Source organism: Paracoccus sp. NFXS7, from assembly GCF_040148865.1.
In the GTDB taxonomy this organism is placed as follows: domain Bacteria; phylum Pseudomonadota; class Alphaproteobacteria; order Rhodobacterales; family Rhodobacteraceae; genus Paracoccus; species Paracoccus marcusii.
Genome location: NZ_JAKEKV010000009.1, coordinates 82,098 through 97,960 on the forward strand (window position 1 = coordinate 82,098; position 15,863 = coordinate 97,960).

Consider the following 15,863-nt stretch of genomic DNA (forward strand, 5'->3'; position numbering starts at 1 on the left):
AGGATGCTCCGATGACCGAACCCCTGATGGAAGGCGCGCCCCTGATCGCGCCGTCTTCGACCGACCATCCCCTCTACGAGCCCATCGTCGAGGCGTGCAAGACGGTTTATGACCCCGAGATCCCGGTCAACATCCACGACCTGGGCTTGATCTACACGATCGACATCAACGACGCCTCCGAGGTGCGGGTGATCATGACCCTGACCGCGCCCGGCTGCCCCGTCGCCGGAGAGATGCCGGGATGGGTCGCCGACGCCGTCGAGGCCGTGCCGGGCGTCAAGCAGGTCGATGTCGAGATGACGTTCCAGCCGCAATGGGGCATGGACATGATGTCCGACGAGGCGCGTCTGGAACTAGGCTTCATGTGATCGCCGGCCGGGGGGCGGTCTTGAACCGATGCCCCCCGGATGACTATCTTGAGGCCAAGCCCGAAAGGATATCGCCATGTTCGCCATGCCCGGCACCCCTCCCGTGACCATCACCCCCGCCGCCGCCGCCCAGATCGCGCGGTTGATGGCGGGCAAGAACGCCTATGGTCTGCGCATCGGGCTGAAGAAGGGTGGCTGCGCGGGCATGGAATACACGATGGAGCTGGCCCAGACCCCCACCGCGAACGAAGAGGTGGTCGAACTGGACGGCGCGCGCGTCATCATCGCGCCCATGGCGCAGATGTTCCTGTTCGGCACCCAGATCGACTATGAGACCGGTCTGCTGGAGCAGGGCTTCCGGTTCCGCAACCCCAACGTCACCGACAGCTGCGGCTGCGGAGAGTCGGTGAACTTTGCCCCGATCGAGGGCAGCCGCGCGCAGAGCTGAGCCTTGCGCGGGGGCGGGACGCTGGCTAAGCCTGTCCCGAACCCACGGAGGACCCCCATGGCACCGCGCAAACTTGCCGCTGGAAACTGGAAGATGAACGGCGATCTGGCCGCGCTGGATCAGCTGGACGACATGGCCGCCGCCGCCGAAGGCGCGACCTGCGACGTCCTGATCTGCCCGCCAGCCCTGCTGATCCACCCGATGATGGCCCGCATCGGCGCCAGCGACCTGCTGGTCGGCGGGCAGGATTGCCACCATGCCGACAAGGGCGCCCATACCGGTGACATCGCCGCCCTGCAGCTGCGCGATGCTGGCGCGACGCACGTCATCCTGGGCCATTCCGAACGCCGTGCCGATCACGGCGAGACCGACGCCATGGTGCGCGCCAAGGCGCAGGCCGCCCATGCCGCAGGCCTGACCGCCATCATCTGCGTCGGCGAGACCGAGGCCGAACGCGACGCCGACCGCACCCTGGACGTGATCGCCACGCAGCTGGCCCGGTCCGTCCCGGACGGCGCCAACGCCCGCAACACCGTCCTGGCCTATGAGCCGGTCTGGGCGATCGGCACCGGACGCACGCCGACGCTGGATCAGATCGCCCAGGTTCACGCGTTGATGCGCGACCACCTGTCTGCGCGCCTGTCCGACGGGGCCGATGTCGCGCTGCTCTACGGTGGCAGCGTCAAGCCCGCGAATGCGGCCGAGATCTTTGCCATCGCGCATGTGAACGGCGCCCTGGTGGGGGGCGCCAGCCTGAAGGCCGCCGACTTTGTCCCGATCATCATGGCCCTGGACGCCGCCTGATCGATTTTCACCATTGCGTCGCCTGACCCCGCCGGGTAATCAGGCGGCGCGTGCACCCGTAGCTCAGCTGGATAGAGCGCTGCCCTCCGAAGGCAGAGGCCAGGGGTTCGAATCCCTTCGGGTGCACCAAGATCCCCTAACCGGTCCGATGACGCCGCCAGACCTCGATCATCCATGCCAGCATGGTCGCGTTCAGGATGTGCCACATGAAATGCGTGCCGATGGGCAGCACGGCGCAGCTGGCCTGGTCCAGCGTGCGGAAGGTCAGCGACAGCGTCAGCAGCCCCGCCCCGATCGCCAGGCCCCGCGCCACGCGCGGCAGGCGGTTCCGCAGCAGGACCGCATAGGCCAGGATCAGCACCGGCACCGGGGCATAGCTGGCCGACGATCCCAGCCCCGGCACCTGCGCGAACAGCGGCACCGTGACCGCCGCATAGGGGATGAACCCCGCCGTCACCAGCGCCGCGACCCAAGGCCGGGCGCCCAGATAGTCGCGTGTGGCGGCAAACACGTAGATCAGGATGAACGTCAGGATCGGCAGGACGTCCATCAGCCCGGTCAGTCCGTTGGCATGGGTGTGAAACAGCCAGGATCCCAGCCCGATGACGAACAGCACCCCGGCCAGCACGCGCCCCGTCGCCAATCCCGGCCCGCGCAGGCGCCGCGCCATGACCAGTGCCGCCAGCAGAAAGGCCAGGTTGGTCAGCGCATTTACGGGTTCGGACCAGTATTCCGGCCCGGTGCGTTCGCAATAGGCGTCGACGGGGGCCAGCCAGTCCATCTCAGCCGTCGGCGCGGCTGGTGCGGCGTTCCATGAAGAACCACGGGCGCAGGGCCACGCCCAACATGTTGCCCGCGAATGCCGCCACCGCCCACAGATAGCCGTGCAGGCTGCCCGACGCGATCCCCGAGAAATAGGCCCCGATGTTGCAGCCATAGGCGATGCGCGCGCCGTAACCCAGCATCAGCCCGCCCACGACCGCGGCGATCACCGACCGCATCGGGATCCGCAGCGACGGCGCGAACCGACCGGCCAGCGACGCGGCCAGCATGGCCCCCGCGATGATGCCGAAATCCATGACCGAGGTGACGTCCGAGAAGACGCTTGACTGCAGCGCCTCGGCATTGGCGGGGCGCTGCCAGTAGCCCCAGGCGGTGGGATCGAAGCCGATGGCCTGCGCGATCTTGGCCCCCCACAGCGCAAAGGCCGAGGTGATGCCCCAGGGCCGCCCCGAGATCGCCAGCGTCAGGAAGTTCAGGACCACCAGCGCCACCGCGCCACCGACCAGCGGCCAGGGCCCGCGCAGCCAGCGCGCCATGCCGTGACGCTCACTTTCGGGGGGCTGTTCCAGCGTGCCGTGGCGGTTGCGTTCGACCCGCATCGTGATCAGCGCGATCGCCCCGAAGATGGCCAGAGACAGCGCGATCCCGCCCCAGGGACCCAGCGGCTGCCACAGGGCGACAGGCTCCAGCGCTGGCAGGCTGGCCCACCAGTCGAAATGGACGGTGCCCAGCACGGACCCCACGATGAAGAAGACCAGCGTGATCAGCATCCGCGCATTGCCGCCCCCGGCGGTGAACAGCGTGCCAGAGGCGCAGCCGCCACCCAGCTGCATGCCGATGCCAAAGATGAACGCCCCCGCGATCACCCCCAGCCCGGCCGGAGAGACCAGCCCCCGCACCTCGTTCCCGAACAGCGTTCCCGATGCCAGGGCCGGAAAGAACAGCACCACCGCCATGGCCAGCAGCAGCATCTGCACCCGAAGGCCCCTGCCCCGGCGGTCCAGGATGAACACCCGCCACGCGGAGGTGAACCCGAACGCCGCATGGTACAGCGACATGCCCAAGGCGCCCCCCACCAGGAACAGCGCGCCCTGCGCCGCCCCCTGGGTCAGCGCCAGCGCGATGGTGCCAAGCGCCAGGACAACCAGTGCGCCGGTTCCGGGAAGGCCCAATCCGGGGCGGGGGGTCAGGGTCTGTGCATATGCCATGGCCGGTCCTTGTCATCGGTGTTGGCAGGCAGATGGACCCGGTCGCGGGGAATTTGCAAGCCCCGCGCGGGCCGCCTCACAGCAGGAAGCTGTCGGCGTCGAGCTGCAGCCTGCCGCTCAGGCGGATCAGCATGTCCGGCAGGCGGTCGCCGTCCACGTCGACCAGCACGCGGGTCATCCCGTTCGCGTGGTCCCACCGCACCGAGGCATCCCCCGCCAGCTGCCCGCGTCCGACATAGTCGACATCCAGCGCCCGCAGGTCGATCACGTCCCGATCGGGGTCGAAATCGACGATCAGGTCCGGCACGGCAAGGCTGCTGTCGGCGGCAGAGAAAAACCGGAACGTGTCCGCGCCCAGTCCGCCCGCCATCGAATCAGCCCCCAGCCCGCCGACCATCGTGTCGTTGCCCTGCTGGCCGAACAGGCGGTCGTTGCCCCAGCCGCCATCGACGATGTCGTTGCCCAGGCCTCCCTCGGCCCGATCATGGCCGGCACCGGCGCGGATCGTGTCGAACCCCGCCCCGCCGCGGATCAAGTCGTCGCCCGCCCCCGCCAGGATGATGTCCGCGCCATCGTCGCCATAAAGGCTGTCGCGTCCGGCCCCCGCGGTCAGGCGATCGTCCCCTGTCCCGCCCGCCATCGCATTGTCGCCCTGCAGGTCGGTCAGCACGTCGTTCCCGGCATCGCCGAACAGCCGGTCCGCACCGACATCCCCCAGCAGGGTGTCGTTCCCCGCGCCGCCATGCAGGATGTCGTTGCCCCATCCGCCCGACAGCCGATCGTGGCCGCCCATGCCGCGCAGGACGTTGCCGGCAGCGTTGCCATGGACCGCGTCATTGCCCGATCCCGCGACATAGCCCTCGATCACGGTGTTCTGGGCGATCTGCAGATTGCCACGCAGGCCATAGATATCCGACATGGCCCCGGGACGCAGATCGACCCGCTGCGCCTGATCGTCGTTGGAGAAGTTCAGAACGTCATGGCCGCCTGCGTCATAGATGGTCATCGCCACGCCGCGCGCGTTCTGGACGGTCTGGTGAGAGCCCCCGTCCTGGGCCGAGAACACGCGCCCCAGCCAGCTGCTGCCCAGCGTATGGCCCACGCCATAGACCGTGTTGCCCGCGGTCAGCGACCCCGCACCCGCGGCGCCATACAGGCGCTGGATGGCGATGATGTCGGCGGGCATCAGCGACGCCAGATAGGCGTCGCTGGCGGCGATGTTGGGGTTCTCGTCCTGGCCGAAATAGGACATCACCGAGGCCTGCCAGCTGTCGTTCACGAACCATGCGTCATCGGCGAAATTGCCGCTGCCGTTATAGGGGCCCTGGTGCCCTAGGCCCAGCGCGTGACCGATCTCGTGCACGTAGGTCTGATAGGAATAGGTGCCGATGCGCGCGCCATCCTGCGAGATCCAGTCCGTGGAGACGTTGATCGACGACCGCAGGATGCGCCCGCCCATGATCGTCGACTGAGCAAAGGCCCCGTCCTGGTTGTCGTCGAAGGTGATGTCGGCATCGCCGCGCTGTTCGACGAAGCGCAGGTTGGCGACCGCCGACCAGGCCTGCATCGCGTCGCGCGCCAGCGCCCGGCCCTGCGGCGTCAGGCCGCTGAAGTCATAGGTGATGATGTTGTCGCGCGACATGTCGAAGGACCGCGCGGACTGTCCGGTATCGGCCCAGAAGCCGTCGGTCAGATAGGTGGCCAGCTCTGCCATCGGGGCGGGCCGGGGCACGGGCGCCTCGGTCACGACCAGCTGATAGCTGCCGGTGCCCGCGGAATAGGCGCCCGCATTCACGTAATAGGTCCCGGTCTGCGTGGGCGCGATGGTGATCAGGCTGTCCAGCCCCGGCCCCCCGTCGTCGTTCACGGCGACCACGCGGCCATCGGGGCCGCGCAGTTCCAGCAGGGGGTCCGACAGGCTGATGCCGTTCAGGGCGATCCGATAGGTCGTGCCGGCCTCCAGACGGACGGCCACCCAGTCGTTGTCGCCCGAAAACCCGACCGTGCCGTTGAACACGTCCCCCGGCGCCATGCGATAGGGGGTTCCCCGTCCCCCCGGCGCGTCGCCCTGTTCGCGCAGCGTCGCGCTGAGCAGATCGACGGTGGAACCCGCGAACTCCGACCCGGCGCAGGATTTGTCATAGGGACGAAGGTTGGCGCAGATCTGGCACATGCGTGCGGCTCTTTCCTAATCGGGCAACCCGTATCGCAGCAGGTCGCGGGCAAAACTGGTGAAATCGTCGGGCTGCAGGTCCCGGTCCGTGACGCTGAAATCCATCCGCTGGCCGGGCCGGTCGCCCTGGTCGGTCACGCGGTCCAGCTGTGCGGACAACGCCGTGGGCCCCGTGGCCAGGACGCGCAGGCGCATCCCGCCCTTCGGGTCCTGGGCGCGCAGCGCGTCGCACAGGGCATCGGCCTGGACCATGTCCACACCTTGGGCCGGGGCGCATTGGACGGTCGGTGCCTCACCGCCTCCGCCGGCATCGACGCGGCAGGCGGCCAGCATCAGCGGCGCGAAAGCAAGACCGAGGGTCACGATTCGCGCGGACGGACGCATGATGAATTCCTGAAAAAAACGGGCGGCAGTCGCCGCAGACCAATGCATCTTATTATGTTGCGCAGGCCGCGCCGGTAAAGGGGGATGTGCGTCCGTCAGACGCCCAGATGCCGTTCTGCCACAGCGGGATCGTTCAAAAGCTGCGCATTGTCGCCCGACCAGACGGTGCGGCCCTTCTCGATCACCACATGGTGGTCGGCAAAGCGGGTCAGGGCCGACAGGTTCTTGTCCACGATCAGAATCGCCTCGCCCTGGTCCTTCAGGCGCGTCAGGCAGGACCAGATCTCGTCCCGGATCAGGGGGGCCAGGCCCTCGGTCGCCTCGTCCAGCACGATCAGGCGGGGGTTGGTCATCAGCGCCCGGCCGATGGCCAGCATCTGCTGCTCGCCGCCCGACAGCTCGCTGCCCTTGTGGCCCATGCGCTCGGCCAGGCGCGGGAACAGCGCGAGGACGCGCGGCAGGGTCCAGTGGCCGGGGCGCGCGGTGGCGATCAGGTTCTCGCGCACGTCCAGGGTGGGAAAGACCTGCCGCCCCTCGGGGACCAGGCCCAGGCCCGCGCGCGCGATGCGGTGCGGCGCGGCGCGGGTCACGTCGCGCCCGTCGATGCTGACCCGCCCGCCCCGCGCCGCCAGCAGGCCGAAGATGGTGCTGATCGTCGTCGTCTTGCCCATGCCGTTGCGGCCCAGCAGGGTCACCACCTGCCCCTGCCCGACCGACAGGTGGATGTCGTGGAGGACCTGCGCCTCTCCGTAACCGGCCTGCAGCCCCTCGACGACCAGCATCACGCATCCCCCAGATAGGCGGCGCGCACCGCCGGATCGGCGCGGACCTGATCGGGCGTGCCCGTCGCGATGATCCGGCCATAGACAAGCACGCTGACCCGGTCGGCCAGCGCAAAGACCGCATCCATGTCATGTTCGATCAGCACCAGCGTCACCTGCCTCTTCAGGCCCGCCATGACCTGGACCAGACGCTCGGCCTCGGCCCCGCTGGTCCCGGCCAGGGGTTCGTCCAGCAGCAGCAGACGCGGCCGCGTGGCCAGCGCGATGGCCAGCTCCAGCGCGCGCTTCTCTCCGTGCGACAGGCTGCCCGCGCGGGTGTCGGCGCGGTCGGCCAGACCCACGCGGGACAGCGCGTCCAGTGCCTGCGCGTTCAGGTCCGCATCCCGCGCCACCGGGGCGAAGAAGCGGAAGCTGCTGCCCGCATGGGCCTGCACGGCGGTGGCCACGTTCTCCAGCACGGTGAAGCCCGGCAGGATCGAGGTGATCTGGAAGCTGCGCGACATGCCCGCCCGGACCCGCGCGGGCATGGGTCGGCCCATCATCTCGGCCCCCGCAAAGCGGACCGAGCCGGCATCCGACCCGGCCTGCCCGGACAGCTGCGCGATCAGCGTGGATTTCCCCGCCCCGTTCGGGCCGATGATGGCGTGCAGCTCGCCCTCGGTGACCTCCAGGTCCAGATCGTCGGTGACCTTCAGCGCGCCATAGGCCTTGCGCAAACCGCGCACGGAGAGAAGGCTCATTTCCCGCGCCCCCTGAACAGTCCGGTCAGCCCATCGCGCGAGAACAGCACGACCAGGATCAGCAGCGCGCCGAAGATCAGCCGCCAATGCTCGGTAAAGAGCGCCAGCCATTCCTCCAGCAGCAGCGCCAGCGTGGCCCCGGCGATGGCGCCCAAGAGGTTGCCGATGCCGCCCAGGACGACCATCACCACCAGTTCCCCCGAGCGGTGCCAGTTCATGTAGGAGGGCGAGACGAAGCTGGCCTGATTGGCCAGGATCACCCCCGCGATGGCCGTCATCGCGCCCGAGATGACGAAGGCCGTCAGCTGGAACCGGAAGGGGGTGAAGCCCACCGCCTGCATCCGCAGCGGGTTCTCGCGCGCGCCCGTCAGCACGCGGCCGAAGCGCGACCCGGTGATCGCCACGCAGAGCAGATAGAGCCCCGCCAGCATCGCCAGCGCCGCGTAATAGAGCACCCGGTCATCGGCCAGCCAGTCCCGCCCCAGCACGGTGGACCGCGCCGTCAGCGTCACCCCGTCATCGCCCCCATAGGCCGAGAGCGAGACGAAGAAGAAATAGGCCATCTGCGCGAAGGCCAGCGTGATCATGATGAAATAGATGCCCCGCGTGCGCAGGCTGATCGCCCCGGTGACCAGCGCGAAACCCGCCCCCGCGACCACCGCCACGCCCAGATGCGCGCCCAGATCGGTGATGCCCGCGCGCGACAGGATCGCCACCGCATAGGCGCCGATCCCCAGATAGGCCGCATGGCCAAAGCTGACCATGCCGCCATAGCCCAGGATCAGGTCCAGCGCCAAGGCGGCCATGGCAAAGGCCAGAATGCGCGTCGCCACCACGACCAGATAGGGGTCGCCCGTCATCGCCGCGATCAGCGGCAACAGGGCGAAACCGCCGAAGATCGCCCAGGCCGCAACCCGGCGGCGCATCAGCCAGCGGGTCATGGGCGCGCTCCAAACAGACCCTGCGGCCGGGCGGCCAGGATCGCGGCCATCAGCACATAGACCAGCATCGGCGCCAGCACGCGCCCGGTCTGGGCGGCGGCGGACGGCTCCATCACCGCGCGCAGGATGATCGGGCCGAAGCTGCGGCCCAGCGTGTCGACGATGCCCACCAGCAGCGCGCCCGCGAAGGCGCCCTTGACCGAGCCGATACCGCCAATGACGATCACCACGAAGGCCAGGATCAGCACGCTTTCCCCCATCCCCGGATCGACCGACAGGATGGGTGCCACCATCGCCCCCGCGAACCCTGCCAGCATCGCGCCGAAGGCGAAGATGACCGTGAAGAGCCGCCCGATATCGACGCCAAGCGCCCCCACCATCGCGCGGTTCGTGGCGCCCGCCCGCAGGCGCATGCCGATGCGGGTGCGCGTGATGACCAGCCACAGCCCCACCGCGACCGCCAGCCCCGCCGCGATCACCACCAGCCGGAACACCGGATAGCGCAGCGCGCCCACCAGCGGCACCGACCCCGACAACGCGTCGGGCGGCAGGATCGACAGCGGCGACTGGCCCCAGATGATCTTGACCAGCTCCGTCACCACCATGACCAGCCCGAAGGTCGCCAGCACCTGATCCAGATGCGGGCGGTCATAGAGCCTGCGAAAGATCAGCGCCTCCAGCACCAGCCCGATGACCAGCGTCGCGGGCAGCGTCAGCACGAGGCCCAGCCCGTAGCTGCCGGTCAGGCCCGCGAACATCACCACCAGATAGGCGCCGACCATGTAGATCACGCCATGGGCCAGGTTCACGAAATCCATGATCCCAAAGACCAGGGTCAGCCCGGCGGCGATCAGGAACAGAAGGACCCCCAGCTGCACCCCGTTCAGCAGCTGCAGCAGGAACAGGCTGGTCATCGGCTCAGTTCATCTGGCAGTTGGAGGCGTAGTTGTCCTGATAGTCGTCGAAGATCTTCTCGACGACCGAAGTGGCGAACTTGCCATCCTCGCGCTGCACGACCGTGGTCAGGTAGAAATCCTGGATCGGGAAGTGGTTGGGACCAAAGCTGAAATCGCCGCGGACCGAGGTGAAGGGCGCCTTTTCCAGCGCCGCGATCAGCGCGTCGCGGTCGGTGCCGCCCGCCTCGCGCAGCGCGCCGTCGATCAGGCGCGCCGCGTCATAGCCCTGCATGGCATAGACGCCGGGCACATGGCCGTATTTCGCCTCATAGGCCGCGACGAAGGCGGCGTTTTCCGGCGTGTCCAGATCGGGCGCCCAGTTCGACCCGGCGAAGAAGCCCAAGGCCGCCTCGGCCTGCGCGGGCAGCGTCGCCTCGTCCACGGTGAAGGCCGACAGGAAGGGGATGCCCTCCAGCCCGGCCTGGCGATACTGGCGCACCAGGTTCACGCCCATGCCGCCCGGCATGAAGGCAAAGACCGCATCGGGCTGCATCGCGGCGATCTGGGCCAGTTCGGCGGAATAGTCCAGCTGACCCATCTGGGTGAAGATTTCGCCCGCGACGCCGCCGGTATAGCTTTTCCTGAAGCCCGCCAGCGCGTCCTGCCCGGCCTGATAGTTCGGGGCCAGCAGGAAGACGTTCTGGAACCCCTGCGCCTGCGCATGGGCGCCCATCACCTCGTGCATCTGGTCGTTCTGATAGGAGGTCGCGAAGAAGGCCTTGTTGCATTCCGCCCCGGCCAGGTTCGACGGGCCGGCATTCGGGCTGATCAGGATGCCGCCGCCCTGCGTCACCGGCTGCACGATGGCGCCCGCGACGTTCGAGAAGATCGGCCCGACCACGATATCCGCGCCGTTCCGCTCGACCAGCTCGCGCGCCTTGTTGGCGGCGACGTCGGGCTTCTGTTCGTCATCGACCACGATGATTTCGGTGGGCATGCCGCCCAGATCGCCGATCTCCTCGGCGGCCAGCAGGAAGCCGTCGCGCGCCATCTCTCCCAGCACGGCGCCGGGGCCGGAGAGCGTCAGCAGCACGCCCACGGTCAGCGTGTCGTCCTGCGCCATGGCCGGGGCGGCCAGGGCGGTCGTTGCGGCAAGCGCCGCGATCAGCGAACGGGTCTGGGTCATGGTGCGGTCTTTCCCTGTTGGCGGGGACCGCGTTGGTCGCGGCCCGGTTCGGATGCCTTGACACCAGAACGCAACAGGCGGGCGCGACCTGTCAAGAAATTATTTCAGGCTTAAAACATTTGGCCAAGAAAATGGGGCCGCGCCACGCGTGACCCCGATCCCCTGACCCTGCGGCGATCAGAAGCCGAAGGAGAACCGACGCGTCACGCCAAGGCGCAGCGAGGGCTGGTATTCTTCCTGGACGACCGGCGAATCGCCGGCGTCGCCGATCAGCTTGCCATAGCGCACCTCGCCCAGGACGGCGGTGGTGTCGTTGATGGCATAGCGCGCCTCGAAGGTGATCGCGGCCTCGTTCAGACCGCCGCCGGGGGCGCTGGCGGGCAGGCCGCTGGTCACGCTTTCGGCGGGCGTCACGCCGAAATAGGTGTTGTTGAAGTCGTCATTGCCATAGACGACCTCGGCCCCGGACCACAGGGTCACGCGGTCGCTCAGCTCGGTGCGGTACTTCGCGCCGACCTCTCCGGTGATGCCCTCATGGCCCTCGAACCCGCGGCGCACGCTGCCATAGGCCGTCACCGGCCCCGCGCCATAGCTGACCCGCAGGCCCAGCTCATAGGCGCGGTCGATATCGTCCAGCCCCGTCAGGGCCGCGTCGTCGCTGCTTTCACGCTTGCCCACGGTGCCAAAGGACGGCGCGATCGAGAATCCCTGCGCAGGGGCCGTGCCGACCGGACCGAAGCCCGCGTCGCGCCAGATGATCCACGGCGCGACCTCGGCATCCTCGGCACCGGGATAGGCCGGGCGCAGCACCGCACCGACGCCGAGATCGACCGAGAACGTGCGCCCCCCGGTTGCCCCGAAATCCTGCGCATGGGCGGGAACGGCGAACAGGACGGCAAGGGCCAAGGCATATTTCATGGGGGCGATTCCGCGCAAAAAGGGCTTTCCGGGTATCTATGGCCGTGCCCCTCAAGGCACAACCTGTCCGCGTCTCATCCTGGGCCATGCGCCGCATTTTCGCAACAGCGCGATGATCACCCCGCCGTCAGCCCTTTTCGGCCGCGTCCAGCTTTTCCAGCGCGGCCATCCACAGCTCCTCGGCAAAGGCCAGGGCGCGCACGGCCTCGGCCCGCTTCTTGCCCCATTTCTCGGCCTCGTAGGGATCGTTGTAGAGGCCCGGATCAGCCAGCTTGACGTCCAGCTTGCCCATCATCTCGGTCAGCTTCTGGACCCGCTCCTCGGACTTGCGCACGTCGGACCGCAGGGCCAGCACCGCATCGCGGTTCGGCTTTTTCGGGGCGGCGGGCTTTGGCGCCTCGGGGGTCTTCTCGCCGGATTTCTCGGCGGGCGCGTCGCCCGACAGCAGGAACTTGCGGTAATCGTCCAGATCGCCCTCGTAGGGGGCGACGGCGCCGTCCTTGACCAGCCACAGCCGGTCCGCGACCAGTCCCAGCAGGTGCATGTCGTGGCTGACCAGCACGACCGCGCCGGTGTAATCGTTCAGCGCCTCGGACAGGGCCTCGCGGCTTTCGATGTCCAGGTGGTTGGTCGGTTCGTCCAGGATCAGCAGATGCGGCGCGTCAATCGTGGCCAGCAGCAGCGACAGGCGCGCCTTCTGGCCGCCGGACAGGGCGCGGACCTTGGTCTCGACCTGCGCCTCCATCAGGCCGAAACCGGCAAGGCGGGCCCGCTGGCGCGCCTGCGCCTCGTTCGGGCGCACGGCGCGGATGTGGTCCAGCGGCGTGTCGTCCAGCGACAGCTCGTCGACCTGGTGCTGGGCGAAATAGCCGACGCGCAGCTTGTTCGACTGCACCACCTTGCCGGCCATCGGCGTCAGGCGCCCGGCCAGCAGCTTGGACAGGGTCGACTTGCCCTGACCGTTGCGGCCCAGCAGCGCGATGCGGTCGTCCTGATCGATGCGCAGCCCCAGGCGCGACAGCACGGTGCGGTCGCCATAGCCGACATTGACCCCTTCCATCGCGACGATGGGGGGCGACAGCTCCTCGGGCTGAGGAAAGCTGAAGCGGAAGAACTTGGCCTCTTCGGGCGCGGTGATCGGCTCCATCTTGGCCAGCGCCTTGACGCGGGCCTGGGCCTGCCGTGCCTTGCTGGCCTTGGCACCAAAGCGGTCGACGAAGCTTTGCAGATGCGCGCGGCGTTCGGTCTGCTTCTTGGCCTCGGCGGCCTGCAGGGCGCGCTTTTCGGCGCGGATTCGGGTGAAGCTGTCATAGCCGCCGGTATACAGCGTCAGCTTCTTGTCCTCGACATGCAGGATATGGCCGACGGCGCGGTTCAGCAGCCCGCGGTCGTGGCTGATGATGATGACCGTGTGCGGATAGCGGGCCAGATAGGTCTCCAGCCACAGCGCGCCTTCCAGGTCCAGATAGTTGGTCGGTTCGTCCAGAAGCAGCAGGTCGGGCTGCGCGAACAGCACCCCCGCCAGCGCCACGCGCATCCGCCAGCCGCCGCTGAAGTCGCTCGTCGGGCGCTGCTGGTCTGCGGTGTCGAAGCCCAGCCCGTCCAGGATCGTCGCGGCGCGGGCCTCGGCCGACCAGGCATCGATGTCGGTCAGGCGGGTCTGGATGTCCGCGATGCGATGCGCGTCCGTCGCGGTCAGCGATTCCGCCATCAGGGCGGTGCGTTCCTGGTCTGCCTCCAGGACGGTCTCCAGCACGGACAGCGCGGTCGCGGCCGATTCCTGGGCCACGCCGCCGATGCGGGCGCGCGTCGGCAGGCTGATGGCGCCGCCGTCCAGGCCCAGTTCGCCACGGATCAGCTTGAACAGCGTCGTCTTGCCCGCGCCGTTCGGACCCACAAGGCCGACCTTGTGCCCTTCGGGCACGGATGCCGAGGCGCCGGCGAACAGCGGGCGGCCCTGGATGGAATAGGAGATGTCATCGATGTGCAGCATCCGCGCGGCATGGCCCATCGGGGGCGGGTCGTCAATGGGGCGGGCAAGGCAGGCTGCAGGATTGTCATCAGTAATGTTATACTATAACTAACCTGACCAGCCACAGCACCGAGGACCTGCCATGACCCACGATCCCCGCCTGCCCGTCACCGTCCTGTCCGGCTTTCTGGGCGCCGGCAAGACGACCCTGCTGAACGCCGTCCTGAACAATCGCGACGGGCTGCGCGTCGCCGTCATCGTCAACGACATGTCCGAGGTGAACATCGACGCCGACCTGGTCCGCGCCGAGGGCGGCATGTCGCAGACCCAGGAGACTCTGGTCGAGATGTCGAACGGCTGCATCTGCTGCACCCTGCGCAAGGACCTGCTGCTGGAGGTGCGCCGCCTGGCCCAGGCGGGGCGGTTCGACTACCTGCTGATCGAATCGACCGGGATCAGCGAGCCGCTGCCCGTCGCCACCACCTTCGAGTTCGCGGATGACAGCGGCGCCAGCCTGTCCGAAGTGGCGCGGCTGGACACGATGGTGACGGTGGTCGATGCGGTGAACCTGACGGCCGACTTCTCCAGCCACGATTTCCTGTCCGACCGCGGAGAGGTGATGGGCGACGCCGATGCGCGCACGCTGGTCGATCTGCTGACCGACCAGATGGAATTTGCCGACGTGATCGTGCTGAACAAATGCAGCGATGCCGGACCCGCCCGCGTGGACGCCGCGCGCAAGATCATCCGCGCGCTGAACGCCGACGCGCGCATCATCGAGACGGATCACAGCCGCGTCGCGCCCCGCGACATCCTGAACACCGGCCTGTTTGATTCCGACCGCGCCCATACCCATCCGATGTGGGCCAAGGAGCTGTACGGCCATGCCGACCACACCCCCGAGACCGAGGAATACGGCGTCGCCAGCTTCGTCTATCGCGCCCGCCAGCCGTTCGAGCCGCGCAAGATCCACGAGCTGCTGAACGGCCCCCTGCCCGGCGTGATCCGCGCCAAGGGGCATTTCTGGGTCGCCACGCGGCCCGACTGGGTGGCCGAGTTCTCTCTGGCGGGGGCGCTGTCCTCGGTCCGGCCCCTGGGGCAGTGGTGGGCCTCGGTCCCGCGCGACCGCTGGCCGACCCACCCCGAGGGGCGCGCCTATCTGGACGCGCATTGGTCCGACCCCTTCGGCGACCGGCGGCAGGAGCTGGTCTTCATCGGCACCGGCATGGACGAGGATCGCATCCGCGCCCGCCTGGACGCCTGCCTTCTGGGCGAGGAATGGGGCGACAACCCGGCCGGCTGGACCGCCCTGCCCGACCCCTTCCCCGCATGGCGCCGCGCGGCGGAGGTCGCGGCATGAACCAGCGCGTCGCCCTGCGCCCGACCCCCGCCCCCGCGACGGCGATGAACAGCGGCCACGATCCGCGCGTGCTGGGGACGATCGCGCTGCCCGGCGTCGCGGTCGCGCTGTGGCAGCGGACCACCGATCCTGCATGGCAGGCCTGGCTGGACGCGTTGCCGCCGGACCGGTTGCCGCGTCTGCGCCAGACCCTGCGCCCGCAGGACGCCGCGACGGCCCTGCGCCATGCCTGCGACGCGGCCGCGCTGGCGGATTGCGATCACCGCAGGGCGCTGATCGACCAGATCGCCGAGCTGGCGCAGCACGCGGCGCGTTCCCTGGGCGCGTTGATGGTCACCCTGCGGGTCGAGGTCACGGATGGCCAGTCCTGTCCGAAATGGCATCTGGATGCAGTGCGCGCACGGCTGCTTTGCACGCTGCGCGGGGCGGGCACGCAGTTCGGTCCCGCCAGTGGTCCGGCCCAGGTCGACTGCATCCAGCAGATGCCCACGGGCACCGCCGCCCTGTTCCGCGGCCGCAGCTGGGGGGTCCAGCCGACGGGCATCCTGCACCGGTCGCCGCCCGCCATCCCCGGCCAGACGCGGCTGCTGGTGGTGGTCGATCCGGTGGAGGAGGCCGCCTCGTGCTGATGCGCCGCTGTGCCAATCTGGGCCGGACCGCGCAGCGCCAGCGGCGGCGCACGCGCGACCCCATGGCGGCCTTCGACGCGCTGCCTGCGCCGCTGCGCGCCTGGCTGAGCCGCGCCGCCCTCCCCTGGTCGCCCGCCTCCTGCCTGCGCATCTGGCAGCGACAGCGGGCGCGGGGGGCCACGATCGGCCAGATCCTGGCCACCCTGGACCGGGCCGAGGCGCGGGCGCTGGCCCGCGAGGTTCCCGCCGAACGGGCCGCTTGACGCGGAGT

17 protein-coding genes and 1 tRNA gene are annotated in these 15,863 nt (G+C 68.9%); 7 read left to right on the plus strand and 11 right to left on the minus strand.

The features are described from left to right. The first annotated feature begins 11 nt into the window (after positions 1-11). The 4 genes from LZ686_RS14830 (at position 12) to LZ686_RS14845 (ending at position 1,749) form a co-directional block, all read left to right on the plus strand. Positions 12-368: an SUF system Fe-S cluster assembly protein gene (locus LZ686_RS14830; protein ID WP_045981535.1), complete on the plus strand. Its 357-nt coding sequence runs from the start codon at positions 12-14 to the stop codon at positions 366-368. A gap of 76 nt (positions 369-444) precedes the next feature. Then, a complete protein-coding gene (locus tag LZ686_RS14835; RefSeq protein WP_217844734.1) occupies positions 445-816 on the plus strand; it encodes a HesB/IscA family protein in 372 nt (123 codons plus the stop codon). A 57-nt stretch (positions 817-873) separates the two neighbouring features. After that, positions 874-1,620, plus strand: coding sequence for a triose-phosphate isomerase (gene tpiA / locus LZ686_RS14840; RefSeq protein WP_349548295.1), 747 nt, complete (start codon positions 874-876; stop codon positions 1,618-1,620). 52 nt (positions 1,621-1,672) lie between these two features. After that, positions 1,673-1,749 (plus strand) — tRNA-Arg (locus tag LZ686_RS14845). 7 nt (positions 1,750-1,756) lie between these two features. Here LZ686_RS14845 and LZ686_RS14850 read toward each other — a convergent pair. The 11 genes from LZ686_RS14850 to LZ686_RS14900 all read right to left on the minus strand — a co-directional run bounded on the left by LZ686_RS14850 (position 1,757) and on the right by LZ686_RS14900 (position 13,624). Then, a complete protein-coding gene (locus LZ686_RS14850; RefSeq protein WP_349548296.1) occupies positions 1,757-2,401 on the minus strand; it encodes a ceramidase domain-containing protein in 645 nt (214 codons plus the stop codon). Position 2,402: 1 nt separating this feature from the next. Next, positions 2,403-3,611 carry a YeeE/YedE family protein gene (locus LZ686_RS14855; RefSeq protein WP_349548298.1) on the minus strand — a complete coding sequence of 403 codons (1,209 nt, stop codon included), beginning with the start codon at positions 3,609-3,611 and terminating at the stop codon, positions 2,403-2,405. A gap of 76 nt (positions 3,612-3,687) precedes the next feature. Beyond that, complete coding sequence (locus tag LZ686_RS14860) at positions 3,688-5,784, minus strand: M10 family metallopeptidase C-terminal domain-containing protein (RefSeq protein ID WP_349548299.1); 2,097 nt, start codon at positions 5,782-5,784, stop codon at positions 3,688-3,690. A gap of 15 nt (positions 5,785-5,799) precedes the next feature. Next, positions 5,800-6,168, minus strand: a complete 369-nt coding sequence (locus tag LZ686_RS14865; protein WP_157020454.1) for a hypothetical protein — start codon at positions 6,166-6,168, stop codon at positions 5,800-5,802. Between the two features lie 95 nt (positions 6,169-6,263). Beyond that, positions 6,264-6,950: an ABC transporter ATP-binding protein gene (locus tag LZ686_RS14870; protein WP_349548300.1), complete on the minus strand. Its 687-nt coding sequence runs from the start codon at positions 6,948-6,950 to the stop codon at positions 6,264-6,266. Then, complete coding sequence (locus tag LZ686_RS14875; RefSeq protein ID WP_349548301.1) at positions 6,950-7,690, minus strand: ABC transporter ATP-binding protein; 741 nt, start codon at positions 7,688-7,690, stop codon at positions 6,950-6,952. Before LZ686_RS14875 ends, LZ686_RS14870 begins: the two co-directional genes overlap by 1 nt. After that, positions 7,687-8,631 carry a branched-chain amino acid ABC transporter permease gene (locus tag LZ686_RS14880; protein ID WP_349548302.1) on the minus strand — a complete coding sequence of 315 codons (945 nt, stop codon included), beginning with the start codon at positions 8,629-8,631 and terminating at the stop codon, positions 7,687-7,689. Before LZ686_RS14880 ends, LZ686_RS14875 begins: the two co-directional genes overlap by 4 nt. After that, entirely contained in the window at positions 8,628-9,545 is a 918-nt protein-coding gene (locus tag LZ686_RS14885) for a branched-chain amino acid ABC transporter permease (RefSeq protein ID WP_349548303.1), read from the minus strand. The genes LZ686_RS14880 and LZ686_RS14885 overlap by 4 nt, the downstream gene beginning before the upstream one ends. Before the next feature lie 4 nt (positions 9,546-9,549). Next, a complete protein-coding gene (locus LZ686_RS14890; protein ID WP_349548304.1) occupies positions 9,550-10,713 on the minus strand; it encodes an ABC transporter substrate-binding protein in 1,164 nt (387 codons plus the stop codon). 177 nt (positions 10,714-10,890) lie between these two features. Further along, entirely contained in the window at positions 10,891-11,631 is a 741-nt protein-coding gene (locus LZ686_RS14895) for a MipA/OmpV family protein (RefSeq protein WP_349548305.1), read from the minus strand. 127 nt (positions 11,632-11,758) lie between these two features. After that, on the minus strand, positions 11,759-13,624 hold the full coding sequence (locus LZ686_RS14900) for an ABC-F family ATP-binding cassette domain-containing protein (RefSeq protein ID WP_127898001.1): 1,866 nt from the start codon (positions 13,622-13,624) through the stop codon (positions 11,759-11,761). A gap of 121 nt (positions 13,625-13,745) precedes the next feature. Here LZ686_RS14900 and LZ686_RS14905 point away from each other — a divergent pair, with 121 nt between their 5' ends. The 3 genes from LZ686_RS14905 to LZ686_RS14915 are packed head-to-tail and all read left to right on the plus strand — an operon-like array spanning position 13,746 to position 15,855. Further along, positions 13,746-14,963 carry a GTP-binding protein gene (locus LZ686_RS14905; RefSeq protein ID WP_349548306.1) on the plus strand — a complete coding sequence of 406 codons (1,218 nt, stop codon included), beginning with the start codon at positions 13,746-13,748 and terminating at the stop codon, positions 14,961-14,963. Then, positions 14,960-15,592 carry a DUF1826 domain-containing protein gene (locus tag LZ686_RS14910; RefSeq protein ID WP_349548307.1) on the plus strand — a complete coding sequence of 211 codons (633 nt, stop codon included), beginning with the start codon at positions 14,960-14,962 and terminating at the stop codon, positions 15,590-15,592. The genes LZ686_RS14905 and LZ686_RS14910 overlap by 4 nt, the downstream gene beginning before the upstream one ends. Then, a complete protein-coding gene (locus LZ686_RS14915) occupies positions 15,592-15,855 on the plus strand; it encodes a DUF6525 family protein (RefSeq protein ID WP_349548346.1) in 264 nt (87 codons plus the stop codon). The genes LZ686_RS14910 and LZ686_RS14915 overlap by 1 nt, the downstream gene beginning before the upstream one ends. The last annotated feature ends 8 nt before the right edge of the window (positions 15,856-15,863 follow it).